The sequence below is a fragment of the Allobosea sp. Tri-44 genome (genome assembly GCF_004123845.1).
GTDB lineage: Bacteria > Pseudomonadota > Alphaproteobacteria > Rhizobiales > Beijerinckiaceae > Allobosea.
In genome coordinates this window covers 264,236-277,801 of record NZ_NBDP01000005.1, presented here as the reverse complement: position 1 = coordinate 277,801, position 13,566 = coordinate 264,236, and the positions used below count along the sequence as shown (strand labels likewise).

Annotated in this window: 17 protein-coding genes; 6 read left to right on the top strand and 11 right to left on the bottom strand. The window is 66.3% G+C overall.

Features of this window, described 5'->3' with window-relative positions; all coding sequences use genetic code 11:
* Positions 1-6: 6 nt before the first annotated feature.
* Together B6S44_RS05945 and B6S44_RS05940 are read right to left on the bottom strand one after the other, a co-directional pair.
* Positions 7-378, bottom strand: a complete 372-nt coding sequence (locus B6S44_RS05945) for a GFA family protein (protein ID WP_129155837.1) — start codon at positions 376-378, stop codon at positions 7-9.
* 70 nt (positions 379-448) lie between these two features.
* Positions 449-1,684: a GNAT family N-acetyltransferase gene (locus B6S44_RS05940; RefSeq protein WP_164985735.1), complete on the bottom strand. Its 1,236-nt coding sequence runs from the start codon at positions 1,682-1,684 to the stop codon at positions 449-451.
* 116 nt (positions 1,685-1,800) lie between these two features.
* Here B6S44_RS05940 and B6S44_RS05935 point away from each other — a divergent pair, with 116 nt between their 5' ends.
* Entirely contained in the window at positions 1,801-2,853 is a 1,053-nt protein-coding gene (locus B6S44_RS05935; RefSeq protein WP_129155835.1) for a polysaccharide deacetylase family protein, read from the top strand.
* A 115-nt stretch (positions 2,854-2,968) separates the two neighbouring features.
* Here B6S44_RS05935 and B6S44_RS05930 read toward each other — a convergent pair whose 3' ends face one another.
* Positions 2,969-3,175, bottom strand: coding sequence for a DUF2842 domain-containing protein (locus B6S44_RS05930; protein ID WP_129155834.1), 207 nt, complete (start codon positions 3,173-3,175; stop codon positions 2,969-2,971).
* 101 nt (positions 3,176-3,276) lie between these two features.
* On the opposite strand from B6S44_RS05930, the gene B6S44_RS05925 reads away from it, so the two are divergent.
* Entirely contained in the window at positions 3,277-4,362 is a 1,086-nt protein-coding gene (locus tag B6S44_RS05925; RefSeq protein WP_465246091.1) for a COX15/CtaA family protein, read from the top strand.
* Between the two features lie 114 nt (positions 4,363-4,476).
* Here B6S44_RS05925 and B6S44_RS05920 read toward each other — a convergent pair whose 3' ends face one another.
* The 4 genes from B6S44_RS05920 to B6S44_RS05905 all read right to left on the bottom strand — a co-directional run bounded on the left by B6S44_RS05920 (position 4,477) and on the right by B6S44_RS05905 (position 8,652).
* Positions 4,477-5,754, bottom strand: coding sequence for an O-acetylhomoserine aminocarboxypropyltransferase (locus B6S44_RS05920; RefSeq protein ID WP_129155833.1), 1,278 nt, complete (start codon positions 5,752-5,754; stop codon positions 4,477-4,479).
* A 72-nt stretch (positions 5,755-5,826) separates the two neighbouring features.
* Entirely contained in the window at positions 5,827-7,050 is a 1,224-nt protein-coding gene (locus B6S44_RS05915) for an FAD-dependent oxidoreductase (protein WP_129155832.1), read from the bottom strand.
* Positions 7,051-7,070: 20 nt separating this feature from the next.
* On the bottom strand, positions 7,071-8,045 hold the full coding sequence (locus B6S44_RS05910; protein WP_164985734.1) for a Bug family tripartite tricarboxylate transporter substrate binding protein: 975 nt from the start codon (positions 8,043-8,045) through the stop codon (positions 7,071-7,073).
* Positions 8,046-8,121: 76 nt separating this feature from the next.
* Positions 8,122-8,652 carry a CoA-binding protein gene (locus tag B6S44_RS05905; protein WP_129155830.1) on the bottom strand — a complete coding sequence of 177 codons (531 nt, stop codon included), beginning with the start codon at positions 8,650-8,652 and terminating at the stop codon, positions 8,122-8,124.
* Between the two features lie 154 nt (positions 8,653-8,806).
* On the opposite strand from B6S44_RS05905, the gene B6S44_RS05900 reads away from it, so the two are divergent.
* A complete protein-coding gene (locus B6S44_RS05900; RefSeq protein WP_126112602.1) occupies positions 8,807-9,241 on the top strand; it encodes a hypothetical protein in 435 nt (144 codons plus the stop codon).
* Positions 9,242-9,309: 68 nt separating this feature from the next.
* Here B6S44_RS05900 and B6S44_RS05895 read toward each other — a convergent pair whose 3' ends face one another.
* On the bottom strand, positions 9,310-10,116 hold the full coding sequence (locus tag B6S44_RS05895) for an enoyl-CoA hydratase (protein WP_129155829.1): 807 nt from the start codon (positions 10,114-10,116) through the stop codon (positions 9,310-9,312).
* 106 nt (positions 10,117-10,222) lie between these two features.
* Here B6S44_RS05895 and B6S44_RS05890 point away from each other — a divergent pair, with 106 nt between their 5' ends.
* Positions 10,223-10,639 (top strand): PaaI family thioesterase, encoded by a 417-nt coding sequence (locus B6S44_RS05890; RefSeq protein WP_248309464.1) that lies wholly within the window; start codon positions 10,223-10,225, stop codon positions 10,637-10,639.
* Positions 10,640-10,674: 35 nt separating this feature from the next.
* Here B6S44_RS05890 and B6S44_RS05885 read toward each other — a convergent pair whose 3' ends face one another.
* The 3 genes from B6S44_RS05885 to B6S44_RS05875 are packed head-to-tail and all read right to left on the bottom strand — an operon-like array spanning position 10,675 to position 12,291.
* Complete coding sequence (locus B6S44_RS05885; protein WP_129155827.1) at positions 10,675-11,517, bottom strand: NHL repeat-containing protein; 843 nt, start codon at positions 11,515-11,517, stop codon at positions 10,675-10,677.
* Positions 11,514-11,927 (bottom strand): carboxymuconolactone decarboxylase family protein, encoded by a 414-nt coding sequence (locus B6S44_RS05880; RefSeq protein ID WP_129155953.1) that lies wholly within the window; start codon positions 11,925-11,927, stop codon positions 11,514-11,516. The genes B6S44_RS05885 and B6S44_RS05880 overlap by 4 nt, the downstream gene beginning before the upstream one ends.
* On the bottom strand, positions 11,863-12,291 hold the full coding sequence (locus B6S44_RS05875; RefSeq protein WP_129155952.1) for a MerR family transcriptional regulator: 429 nt from the start codon (positions 12,289-12,291) through the stop codon (positions 11,863-11,865). The genes B6S44_RS05880 and B6S44_RS05875 overlap by 65 nt, the downstream gene beginning before the upstream one ends.
* A gap of 314 nt (positions 12,292-12,605) precedes the next feature.
* Between B6S44_RS05875 and rplM the strand changes: the two genes are divergently transcribed.
* Entirely contained in the window at positions 12,606-13,067 is a 462-nt protein-coding gene (rplM, locus tag B6S44_RS05870; RefSeq protein ID WP_129155826.1) for a 50S ribosomal protein L13, read from the top strand.
* Positions 13,068-13,069: 2 nt separating this feature from the next.
* Complete coding sequence (gene rpsI / locus B6S44_RS05865; protein WP_126112598.1) at positions 13,070-13,549, top strand: 30S ribosomal protein S9; 480 nt, start codon at positions 13,070-13,072, stop codon at positions 13,547-13,549.
* Positions 13,550-13,566 lie beyond the last annotated feature (17 nt).

The window sequence follows — 13,566 nt, the reverse complement described above, 5'->3', positions numbered from 1 at the left end:
AGGCCGTTACCAGAGGTTCTTGCCGTCGATCACCGTGACGGGAACGGCGCCGAGATCGAAATCGTCGAGCACGCGCGCGTTCACCGCGACCTTCGGAGTGTCGAAATCGGGCTCGCCGCTCGACCAGTCCGGCGATTCGGTGAAGGTGGTGCAACCGCACGCGCCGCAGAAATGATGCGCCACCATCTTGCTCTGCCAGCGATAGGTCGACAGGCTCTCGCGTGGCGTCAGCAGCCGGAACTGGGCGGGCTTGTGATAGCTCCATAGCGCGCCGCGCTTGGAGCAGATCGAGCAGGTACAGGCGACCACCTCGGTGACCGGCTCCAGGACTTCGAACTTCGTCGCGCCGCAATGGCAGCCGCCGCTGATGATCGTCATGTCGCCCGCTCCGAAAGAGTGATGCGGACTGATCAACCCTAGCTTCTTGTCAGCATGTGGCAGGAGTGAGCTACTCGTCCGCTTCGGCTGGCTTGCGTCGCCTCAGCCAGCCAAGGACGCGTTGCGCTGCCTTGAGGGCGATGGGCGAGGCCTTGATCCGCCGCTTCAACGCGCGCTTGGCCTGGCTGTAGCTGGCATAGGCCCGCCCCTTGGCGGTCAGCGGAAAGAAGGTGTCGACCAGATCGTCGCTGCCGTCGCAGATCGTCGTCTTGTAGCGCGCCTCGCCGATGCCGAGGTCGAACATGGTGAGACCGGCCTGGCATTTGCGCTTGATCAGCTCGACCAGGAGGAGCTCGCCGGGGCTAGTGCGCGCCGTTTCGGAGAGAAGGTCGAAGGAGGTCGCCATGCCGGAGAAGCGCGCGCCCTGGACGGCGCCGACATAGGTCGCGACCGAACGGCCCGCGAGGTCGAGCGAATAGAGTTCGATCACCGGCGGCCGACCCGGCTGCTGGGTCGCCCCCTGATGCAGGAAGGCGCGGATCGCCGGCGCAGCGAACGGGTCGGGCACGCCCATCTGGGCGAAGCGGGTGGCCTTCTGCGCCAGGAAAGCGTCGAGCACGCGCTCGATCTCTGCGTCGCTATCGGCCCTGACCAGCTCGGACGGGCCGAATTCGGCGAAGCGGTTGCGCTTCGTCGTCAGCTTCTTGCGCGCATGCTTGCTCATCGAGCGCCTGAGCGTGCCCTCGCAATCGCCCGGTTCGAGCGCGAGCTTGTAGGCGCGGCTGGGGCTCTGCCCCGCGGCGAGCCCTGCCGGCGGATTGGCGACGCCCTGCCAGTCGGTCGGCTGGTTGATCAGGAACAGTGCGTCGATCCCGCCGAGCGCCGCGCCGATCTCCTTCAGCAGTGCTTGCGTCGCGGCCGCATCGAGCGCCGCGGCGAAACCCGGCCGGTACAGCGCCATATGATAATTGGCGTGCTTGCCGCCGATGAACTCGGCGAAGCGCGTGCCGAGGCGTCGGGTGATCACCAGCGGGAACAGTGCCAGCAGCTCGCCATGCTCGTCTTCGACCCGGACGAAGCGGAACGCCAGGCCTTCGGCTCGCCCGATCGTCTCGACGAAGGGCCGGACCCAGTCATAGGCCTGGTACGGCGTCACCAGGGCGCTCGCTTCGAGCGCGCGCCAATTTGCTTCCAGTGCGGCGATATCGCTGTCGACGCCGAGACGGTGCCAGGGGCGCGCTCCCGCATCCCGCCGCACGGCAGGAAGGACGGGCAGGCTGGGCACGCTATCGGCGACGGCTGACATGCCGCGATCCTTAACCCGGCATTGTGAACGGACCTGCCATGATCGCTGGCGTTGCATGACGCCATCGCCGAACAGCGTTAGCGAAGGGTTGAATCGATGTCTCGGAGACGCCGGGCATGAGCCTGCGCCACAAGGCTTTTTCCGCTGCGTTCCGGGCGATTTCGGCGACCGGCGCCGACCGCTGGGGCAGGGGGCTCGCCCAGGGCAAGGGCGCGATCCTGACGCTGCACCATGTCCGCCCCGCGGCGCCAGGCGGCTTCCGCCCGAACGGGCTGCTCGAGATCACGCCGGGCTTCCTCGACCGGGCGCTGACCCTGATCCGCGCCGAGGGCTACGACATCGTCTCGCTTGACGAGGCACTGGTGCGACTGGCTGATTCCAAGCCCGGCCGCTTCTTCGTCACGCTCACCTTCGATGACGGCTATCGCGACAATCTCGACCACGCCTGGCCGGTGCTGGCGAAGCACGAGGCACCGTGGACGCTCTACGTCGTGCGCGGCTTTGCCGAGCGCACGGCGCGGCTCTGGTGGCTGGAGCTGGAGGAGGCGATCCGCGCCTTGCCGCGCCTCTCGCTCGACTTGCCCGATGGCGGCTTCGATGCGCCAGCCGGCAGCGATGTCGAGAAGCAGAAAGCCTTCGATCAGCTCTACTGGCGTCTGCGCAAGGGGCCGGAAGCGATTCTGCTCTCGACGATTTCCGACCTCGGACGGCAGGCCGGCATCGATCCCGCTGCGCTGGTCGAGCGCGAATGCCTGCCGGTAGAGACACTGCGTTCGCTGGCGGGGGCGCCCGGCGTCACCATCGGCGCGCATACGTTGAGCCATCCGATGCTGGCCAAGCACCCCGAAGAGGTCGCGCGCCGCGAGATCGTCGAGAGCAAGGCTTGGCTGGAGGAGGCGCTTGGCATGCCCATCCGCCACTTCGCCTATCCGGTCGGCGACCCTACCTCCGCCGGGCCCCGCGAATTCGCGCTGGCGAAGGAAGCCGGGTTCGCCAGTGCGGTGACGACAAGGCCGGGACACCTCTTCGCCGGGCACACCCAGCACCTGCACGCACTGCCGCGGGTTTCGCTGAACGGGTTGCACCAGAGCGAAGCAGCGCTCCGGGCGCTTCTGTCGGGGTTGCCGTTCTTGGCGTGGAATCGGGGGCGGAAGGTGAGCGTGGGGTAGATTTGCCGTCATGCTCGGGCTTGACCCGAGCATCTCAGGCGGAATGAGGCTCCAACCAGCACCTTCTCGTCATGAGATTCTCGGCTCTCCGCTTCGCTGCGGCCGAGAATGACGGCTATCCGTCCTTCCGCTCCATCCACTTGATCAGCGGCAGCAGCGGCAACACCCAGACCAACCCGAGCACGATATAGGCGATGGTCTGCACGAGCTTCGAGGACTCGGTGATCCGGCCCTGCGCCAGTGCCATGGCGACGAGCGCGTAGACGCAGACGAAGACGATCATCACGACCGTGCCGATGAGCTTGCGATGGGTCTGCCTCATGGCGATTCTGGTCCGGGCTGCGGCATTGCGGGCGTTGTTCGGGCTTCAAGGGCGGACTATCTGTCACCCGCCGCCGCGCTTGTGAAGCGCAATCAACTCCGCTGCCTGCGACCCGAGGTCCCGCCGCCGTGACGATCGCGCTCGATCAGCCTGCCGTTCCGGCCGCTGCGAACCATGCCGGCATCCGCCGCTGGCTCTGGGCCGTCGCCTTCCTCGTCTTTGTCATGGTCGTGGTCGGCGGCGCGACGCGATTGACCGGCTCCGGCCTCTCGATCACCGAATGGCGGCCCGTCACCGGCGCGATCCCGCCGCTGGGCGATGCCGCCTGGGCGCTCGAATTCGAGAAGTACCGCTTGAGCCCGCAATTCCAGCTCCTGAATTCAGGCATGGAGCTCGCCGATTTCAAGTTCATCTACTGGTGGGAATGGGGCCATCGCCAGCTCGGCCGCTTCATTGGGCTGCTCTATCTCGCCGGCTTCCTCGTCGTGCTGGTGCGGCGGCTGATGCCGTGGCGGCAGACTGCGATCCTGTTCGGCATGGGCCTGCTGCTCGGCCTGCAGGGCGCGATCGGCTGGATCATGGTCGCGTCGGGGCTGGAGCCCGGCATGGTCGCGGTCGCGCCGGTGAAGCTGACCCTGCACCTGACCTTCGCCGGCTTCTTCTTCGCCAGCGTCGTCGCCTTCGCCACCTGGCTGACACCGCTGCGCCGCATCGAGCCGGCGTGGGGCAGGGCGGCTGCCTGGCTCCTGCTTTCGCTGCTGTTCGCGCAGATCGCGCTCGGCGGCCTCGTCGCCGGCTCCAAGGCCGGCTTCACCTTCAACACCTGGCCGCTGATGGACGGGGCGCTGGTGCCTTCCGCCTCGACGCTGTTCGCCGGCACGCCTTTCTGGGAGAACTTCGTCGACAATGTCGCGCTGGTGCAGTTCAACCACCGCCTCGGCGCCTATGCCCTGCTTGCCTTCGCGCTCTGGCACATGCTGAGTTTGCGCCGCGTCGCTCCGGGTTCAGGCAGCGCCAGTCGGGCCACTGCCATCGCCGGGCTCGTGCTGGCGCAATCAGCGCTCGGCATCGTGACGCTGCTCCTGGTCGTGCCGCTCTGGGCCGGCCTCGCCCATCAGGCGCTCGGCTTCACCGTATTGGCGATGGGCGTGGTGCATCTGACACGCACGCAGCAGGCGACGAGCTGAAGCGCGTCATGCTCGGGCTTGACCCGAGCATCCACGTCTTGAACAGCACTCGCGACTAGCGAAGACGTAGATGGTCGGGACAAGCCCGACCATGACGACGATGCGTCCGCGGGATCAGGCCAGCGCCTGATCGAGATCAGCGATCAGATCCTCGACATCCTCGATGCCGATCGACAGGCGCACCACCTCGGGGCCGGCGCCGGACGCGGTCTTCTGTGCGTCCGAGAGCTGGCGATGCGTGGTCGAAGCCGGGTGGATCACCAGCGAGCGCGTGTCGCCGATATTGGCGAGGTGCGAAAACAGCTTGAGATTCGTGACCAGCTGGACGCCGGCGTCGTAGCCGCCCTTGAGGCCGAAGGTGAACACCGCGCCGGCGCCCTTGGGGCAATAGCGCTGGGCGAGCGCGTGATACTTGTTGTCGGCCAGGCCGGCATAGTTCACCCACTCGACAGCCGGGTGCCTGGCGAGATGGGTCGCGACCTTCACCGTGTTCTCGCAATGGCGTTGCATGCGCAGCGGCAGCGTCTCGATGCCGGTCAGGATCATGAAGGCGTTGAAGGGCGAGAGCGCCGGGCCCATGTCGCGCAGGCCGAGCACGCGGGTCGCTATAGCGAAGGCGAAATTGCCGAAGGTCTCGCCCAGCACCATGCCGTTATATTCCGGCCGCGGCTTGGACAGCATCGGGTAACGCTCGTCGCCGACCCAGTTGAACGAGCCGCCATCGACGATCAACCCGCCGATCGAGTTGCCATGGCCGCCGAGGAACTTGGTCGCCGAATGCACGACGATGTCGGCCCCGTGCTCGAAGGGGCGGATCAGGTAGGGGCTCGCCATCGTGTTGTCGACGATCAGCGGGATGTTGTGCTTCTTGGCGATCGCGGCGATGCCAGCGATGTCGACGATGACGCCGCCCGGATTGGCGATCGACTCGATGAAGATCGCCTTGGTCTTCGGCGTCACCGCCGCGGCGAAGGCCTCCAGATCATCGGAATCGGCCCAGATCACGTTCCAGCCGAAGTTCTTGTAGGAATGGTTGAACTGGTTGATCGAGCCGCCATAGAGCTTCTTGGCCGCAACGAACTCGTCGCCCGGCTGCATCAGCGCATGGAAACAGAGGAACTCGGCGGCGTGGCCGGAGGCCACCGCCAGCGCGGCGGTGCCGCCCTCGAGCGCTGCAACGCGCTCCTCCAGCACCGCGTTCGTCGGGTTGCCGATGCGGGTGTAGATGTTGCCGAAGGCCTGCAGCCCGAACAGCGAAGCGGCGTGGTCGACATCGTCGAAGACGAACGAGGTCGTCTGGTAGATCGGCGTGGCACGCGCGCCGGTGGCTGCGTCGGGAGCGGCGCCGGCATGGACGGCGAGCGTGTGGAAACCCGGTGCGCGGTCGGTCATGGCGTGCTCCCTGACAATTCTGATCGTGAAACGGTGTCGTTCGATTTAACGAACGGTCCGCGAGGCGTCAAATCAGCGCCGCGGCCTCAGTTCCGGCCCGACATGCTCCGGCCGCACGCCCATCCCGACCATGCGCGCCGGCAGGCGGCGAAGCAGCGGGAAGCGTTGCAGCAGCTTGAGTGGCCAAGGCGGCGTGATCGGTTTGTCCGCCGCGAGCAGCGGCGTGATCACCCGGTTCTGAATCGTGATCTGGGCCGCTTGCGTGACCCTTGCCGGCCATGAGCGCCGCCTCTGCACGGCAGCGAGATCGGCGTCGGTTAGCCTATGTTCGCGCAGCGGGCGCGCCAGCAGGTTGGCGGCGGCAACCGCATCCTGGATCGCCAGGTTGATGCCGACGCCGCCGATCGGCGACATGGCGTGCGCGGCGTCGCCGATGCAGATGAGGCCCGGTCGCCACCAGCGTTGCAGACGGTCGACCGCGACCGAGAGCAGCTTGATGTCGTCCCATGAGGCAAGCTCGCCGGTACGGTCGGCAAGTTCCGGCGCGAGCGCGACGAGCCCGGCCTCGAAGGCGTCGAGCCCGGCGGTGCGCAGCTTGTCGAGCGAGCCCTTCGGAATGATGAAGGCGCATTGCCAGTAGTCGCCGCGGTTGAGCCGGATGAAGAAGCGCCCGGCCGCGACCTGCCCGAAGGCCTGCGCCGGCTCGTCCGGCCGCCGGCTCAGGCGGAACCAGAGCACATCCATTGGCGCGCCCAGTTCCGTGACTGTGAAGCCTGCTGCGGCGCGGACATCTGAACGCCGCCCATCCGCCGCGACGACGAGATCGGCACGGATCTCCAGCGGGCCATCGGGCCCCTCCGCCTTCAGTCCTCCGACACGCCCATTCTCCTCGATGAGGCCGATTGCCTTCGTCTGCATCAGCAACCGGAAACTCGGATATTCCCGCCCGTGATCGGCGAGGAAATCGAGGAAGTCCCATTGCGGCATGAAGGCGATGAACGGCGCCTTGACCGGCAGATGGCTGAAATCGGCGATGGTGATGTCTTCGCTGCCGAAACGGGCGACGAGATCGTCTTCCCTGATATGGGGCAGTTTCAGGAACTCTTCCAGCAGGCCGAGTTCGTGCATCACCTCCATGGTCGAGGGATGGATGGTGTCGCCGCGGAAATCGCGCAGGAAATCGGCGTGCTTCTCCAGCACAATCACATCGACGCCGGCGCGCGCCAAGAGGAAGCCGAGCATCATCCCGGCCGGGCCACCGCCGGCGATACAACAGGTCGTGCTCTCCTGGTGCATGGCCTTGCCCCCGCGTCCGCCTATTCGGTCAGCTTGATCCCGGTCTTGGCGACGAGCTCGGTCAGGATCGCGCGGTCGCGGGCCATGAAGGCGCCGGTCTCCTGCGGGCTCCAGGCGACGGGCTCGATCACCAGCTCGCGATAGCGGGCGACGAGCTCGGCATTACCCATCGCCGCGTTGATCGCGATGCTGAGGATGCGCAGCGTCTCCGGCGCGATGCCGGCCGGCGCGACGATCGAGGCCCAGCCCGGATAGACCACGTCGACGCCTTGTTCCTTCAGTGTCGGCAAATCCGGCAGCTGCGGCTGGCGGGCATCGGTGGTGACGGCGAGCGCCTTCAGCTTGCCGCCCTGGATGTTGCCGAGGCTGGCGGCGAGGCTGTCGATCATCACATGGACCTGGCCCGACATCAGATCGGCCGCAGCGAGCCCGGCGCCGCGATAGGGCACATGCGCGAGCCTGATACCGGCCGCCTGCATGATCATCTCGAAGACGAGGTGGTTGGTGCCGCCGATGCCGGCCGAGGCGAAGTTGAGCTCGCCCGGCCGCTGCCTGGCATAGGCAATGAACTCGCCGAGCGAATTGACCGGCAGCGTCGGCGAGGCGTTCAGCACCAGCGGGAACAGGCCGAGCATGCCGATCGGCACGAAATCCTGCGCGACGTCATAGGGCAGCTTCTGGCCGAGCGCCGGGGCGGCGGCGAAGCTCGCTGCAGTGGCGACGAGGAGCATATGGCCATCGGCCGGCGCCTTCACCACTGCCTGCCCGGCGACGATGCCGTTGGCGCCTGGCCGGTTGTCGATGATCACCGACTGACCGAGCTGTCTCGCCAGGGTCTCGCCGAGCCGGCGCGCCGCGATGTCGGTGCCACCTGCCGGCGCGAACGGCACGACGAGCTGGATCGGCCGTTCGGGGAATGCGGCGCGGGCGCCTCCGGTGCCGAGCGCGCTCGCGAGACCGGCGAGCAGGATGGTGCGGCGATCGAGAGGGGGCATCGGCCTTCTCCGGCGAAGAGCGGGAGCGCCGAGATTAGCGATCGCCCGCCGGCGGGGAAGAGCCTTCCCGTGGTCTTTACGTTCCCGGGCGGTTGATCGACAGCTTCTGGAAGCCCTTGCCGGCGAGCACCGGCTTCTTCGCCGACAGGATGCGCGAATTGATGCCCTGCCAGCCGATCTCGCCGGAGAGCCGGCCATATTCGATCTTCGGGCAGCGGTTCATGATCACGGTGACGCCTTTGGCCTCGGCCTTTGCTGCGGCCTCGTCATTGCGAACCGAAAGCTGCATCCAGATCACCTTGGGCAGCGGCTCCAGGCCGAGCGCCTCGTCGGTGATCGGCCCGGCTGCTTCCGAATTGCGGAAGATCTCGACCATGTCGACCGGGCCAGGGATGTCCTTCAGCGAGCCGTAGACGGTCTTGCCCAGCAGCGTCTGGCCGGCGAGCCCGGGATTGACCGGGATGACGTCATAGCCGCGATCGAGCAGGTATTTGGTGACGATCCAGCTCGGCCGCGCCTCGTTGGCGGAGGCGCCGACAAGGGCGATCGTCTTCACCTCGCGCAGGATGCGGCGAATGAGCGCATCATCATAAACGTCATGATTCACGGAGCTAAAATCCCAGCGAATTGAAAGAGTTGCCTAGTCGTCCTGAATCAGCGGCGAAGCTGCGCCGATGCCCGGAACATAGCGTCGGCAAGCTCGTTCCCCACATTGAAGAGGAGGGGCATATCCCGCTCTTCATCAATGAGGAGGGCCTGCCATGTGCGACTACAGTCTGCACCATGTGATGTCGACTCCTGCCAAAGTCGGCGATGTCCTCAAGACCACCAGCTTCATCGGATCGAGCACCAGGGGCTTCTGCGCTGCTGGCGATCCGACTGTCGCGGTCTGCGTGCTGCCCGGCACGGAGCTGGCGTTCGCGTCGGAGATCGAATGCGACAGGGCGGTCGGCTTCCTGCCGCATCGCCGGCTCGCGGCGACGGTGGCGCGTTTCCGCCAGGTCGATCTCGACAAGCCCTACGCCCATCACGATGCGATCGAGCTGCCCGACGGGCAGATCGTGCTGCTGACCAACCTCTCGGAAGGCCAGACCGCGACCGTGCTGCAATTGCCTGCGGATGAGCAGGCGCAGCGGGCGGCGAAGACCGAGGCGGAGCCGGCGCAAGCGGAGCCGATCTACATCTTCGGCATCTGACCGCACGGTCATAGGCACGTAGGCATCCATTCTCTGCGGCGGACTCGTCTTCGGGCGAGCCCGCCCTTTCAGCTGTGACGCCAATCCGGCTGGCGCTTCTCCATGAAGGCGCCGATGCCTTCCTGCGCATCGCGCGCCAGCATGTTCTCGACCATCACCGCAGAGGCATGGTCATAGGCCGCCTTCAGCCCCATCTCGCGCTGCTCGTAGAAGGCGCGCTTGCCGACCTTGACCGTCGCGGCAGATTTCGAGGCGATCGCCGCTGCGAGCCGCTTGGCTTCGGTCAGCGCTTCGCCTGTCGCTACGACGCGATTGACCAGCCCCATGCGGGCGGCCTCCTGTGCCGGCACCATCTCGCCGAGCAGCAGCATCTCCATCGCATGCTTGGCCGAAAGGTTGCGCGAGAGCGCCACCATCGGCGTCGAGCAGAACAGGCCGATATGGACACCCGGCGTGCAGAAGCGCGCGCCTTCGCCGGCAACGGCGAGATCGCAGCTGGCGACGAGCTGGCAGCCGGCCGCGGTCGCCGTGCCCTCGACCGCTGCGATGACCGGCTGGGGCAGGGCGGTGATCTGCTGCATCACGCCTGAGCAGCGTCCGAGGATATCGGCGAAATAGGCGCGGCCGCGGTCGGGATCGGCCCGGCGCGCGCTCATCTCCTTGAGGTCATGCCCCGCTGAAAAGACCGGACCGGCCGCCGCCAGCACCACGGCGCGAACGCTTCCGTCGGCCGCGATCGCAGCGAGCGTCTCCGACAGGGCGGCGAGCATCGCCTCGCTCAGCGGATTGCGCGCCTCCGGTCGGTTCAGGGTCAGGATCGCGATGCCGTCGGCATCTTCGCGCAGCAGCAGTTGCGGTCCGGCATGGGCGTTCATGGCGAAAGGCCTTTCGCTGTTTGTCCTATTGTCGGAAGGCAGGTGCCGTGCTGCAAGGGGTGTCACGTCCGATCAGACCCCGGTTTTCCGCACGATGACGACCCGCATGACCGCCGCCGAGGTCGAGGCCTATCTCGATCAGGTCTTCCCGCAGCTGCACTATGGCGGGCGGACCTATTTCGTCGAGGAGGTCGGCAAGCTCTCGGCGCGCATGCGCTGTGACTACCACGAGAAGCACCTGCGACCGGGCGGCACCATTTCCGGTCCGACCATGATGGCGCTCGCCGATCTCGCGCTCTATGTCGCCATCCTCGCCCAGATCGGCCCGGTCGGGCTCGCGGTGACGACGAGCCTCAACTACAATTTCCTGCGCAAGCCGGGGCAGGCGGCACTGATCGCAGAGTGCCAGCTGCTCAAGCTCGGGAAACGGCTCGCCGTCGGCGAGGTCCGGATGTATTCGGCCGGCGAGAGCGAGATGGTCTGCCACGCCACCGGGACCTATTCGATCCCGGCTGAACGCTGAGGCGGGTGCTTCGCGCTCTAGGAGCCGGCTCCAATTCAGTCCGGTAGCGGAATCCTGTAGATCGTTCCGTCACCCCAGGCGGCGGTCAGCAGGGAACGGCCGTCAGGGGCAAGCGTCAGCCCGACCGGGCTTCTCAAACCGCCGGCGACCGCGCGACTGCGGCCGTCTGGCAGGATTTCCTGGACCGTGGTGCCGCCGTAGTCGACGGTGAAGACTCGCCCTTCCTTGCTCATCGCCACGCCCGGCCCGGGAGTGGCGAAGGCGGAGCCGGCCTCGATGCGCGTGCCGTCCGGGCGAAGGATCGTGACGCCGCCGCCGATATTGGCGACGACATAGCCGCCATCCGGCGTCTGCACGGCCCCGACCGGGGTGTTCAATCCGTCGATCACCGGCACGAGCTCGCGGTTTCCATTCACCGCCAGGATTTGATTGGTGCGCCGGTTGGCGATGATCAGCCTGCCGGCGCGGTCGAAGCCGATCCCGGCCGGCGTCGCCAGTCCGGTGACGTGAACGCTGCGCGAGCCATCCGGAGCGAAGCGGTAGATCTCGTCGCGCGAATAGGATGCGACATAGATCGAGTTATCAGGGCCGACCGCCAGCCCTGACGGACCCGAAAGCCCATCGGCGAAGATCGAGCGACGGCCTTGCGGATCGATCCGCGCAATGCGCCCCGCGCCCCATTCCGCGACATAGAGATTTCCCGCCGCATCGAAGCCCATGCCGACCGGGGAACTGAAACCGCTCCATAATTTCTCTGGAACTGCAGCCTTTGCGTTATCTTGGGCGATCGCCGACAACACGAAGGGAGCCGGGAAGGACGCTGCGCCGAGGCTGACGATGCCGCTCGCGAGGGCGGCGCGGAAGAGAGATGCCATCATGCCGCGCGCTCCGCTTCGGAACGCCCACGGGCCGCAAAAACCTCCTTGGCGGCGAATAACCCGTTCAACGCGGCGGGGAAGCCGGCATAGACCGCCATCTGAATCAGGATTTCGACGATCTCGTCGCGGCTGAGCCCGACATTCAATCCGGCCTCGATATGCACCTTCAATTGCGGGGCTGCATTGCCGAGTGCCGCCAGCGCGGCGATGGTCGCAACCTCGCGGCTTCTGAGGTCCAGCCCGGGCCGGGAATAGACGTCGCCAAAGGGGAACTCGATCACGTAGCGCGCGAAATCCGGGGCGATATCGGAAAGTTGCGCGATGACGTTCTCGCCGGCATGGCCGTCAATCTCCGATAGGGCGCGCAAGCCTCTCTCGAAGCGCTCGTGTTGGTTGGTCCGTAGCGTCATTGTCCATCTCCACCGTGTCGGAGCCGGCATAGCCGGCGATCTTGGTGTCGAGGACGACAAGGCAGTCCTGCAGTTCGGCGAGGTGAGCGCGGACCTTGGTGCGGTGCGCCTCGAGGATGATCCGGCGTTCGTCCAGGGTATCCGGGCCACGCTCGCGCAGCTGCGTGTAGCGCAGCATGTCCCGGATCGGCATCCCGGTCGTCCTGAGACGGCCGAGAAACGCGATCCAGGTCAGGATCGAGGCGTCATAGCCGCGCTGGCGTGAGGGATCGCGCGGCGCGTAGGGCAGCAGCCCGATCCGCTCATAGTAGCGGATCGTATGTGCTGACAGTCCTGTGCGCCTGGCGAGGTCGCCGATCTTCATCATCTGCCTTGTTCGTCACGACGCTGATTCTGCTACGGCTTCGAGCGCGCTCTAAGTCAAGCGGCCGGCCGCGCAAACACAGGTCCGCCTGCCGATAAGAGATCACGATCCCGTGGTGGACGGTGAGGGAAAACATGCGGCTATTACGGTATCTAAATACCGCTTCTTACATTGCGCTGAAAACAATGCGTTTTTGGGAAAAATGGCCCACTGTCTTTGCTTGACATCGACAGGGTAGCCGCCTATCCAGCGCCCACACCGCCGCCGGTTCGCTGGCGGCTTGTCCTTTTTTCAAGCAGCCGAAGGGTGCCGCGATGAAGACCATCTCGCTCAAGCCCGCCGATGTCGAGAAGAAGTGGGTTGTGATCGATGCCTCCGGGCTCGTCGTCGGCCGTCTCGCCACCCTGGTGGCGATGCGTCTGCGCGGCAAGCACAAGGCCGCCTACACCCCGCATGTCGACTGCGGCGACAACATCATCGTCATCAACGCCGATAAGGTGGTGCTGACCGGTCGCAAGCGCGACCAGAAGATCTACTACCATCACACCGGCTATGCCGGCGGCATCAAGGAGCGCTCCGCCAAGTTCATTCTCGAAGGTCGCTTCCCGGAGCGCATCGTCGAGAAGGCTGTCGAGCGCATGCTGCCGCGCGGCCCGCTCTTCCGCCAGATCCTCGGCAATCTGCGCGTCTACAAGGGCGCTGAGCATCCGCATGCCGCCCAGTCGCCCGAGGCGCTCGACGTCGCGGCACTCAACCGCAAGAATGCGAGGGTCTGACGATGGCCGAGGTTCTCCAGTCTCTCGAGCAGCTCGGTCAGGTCGCCAAGGGCGTCCAGCCCGAGGCTCCTGTCCACGTCAAGAAGGTCGACGCGCAGGGCCGCGCCTATGCCACCGGCAAGCGCAAGAACGCCATTGCCCGCGTCTGGATCAAGCCGGGCTCCGGCAAGATCACGGTCAACACCCGTGACCAGGAAGTCTACTTCGCCCGCCCGGTGCTGCGCCTGATCCTGCAGCAGCCGCTGATGCTGGTCGATCGCCTGACGCAGTACGACGTCGTCGTCACGGTCAAGGGCGGCGGCCTCTCCGGCCAGGCCGGCGCGGTCCGCCACGGCATCTCCAAGGCTCTGACCTTCTATGAGCCGGACCTGCGCGGCCCGCTCAAGAAGGAAGGCTTCCTGACCCGCGACTCGCGCGTCGTCGAGCGCAAGAAGTTCGGCAAGGCCAAGGCCCGCCGCAGCTTCCAGTTCTCGAAGCGCTGATCGGCGTCAGACAGAAC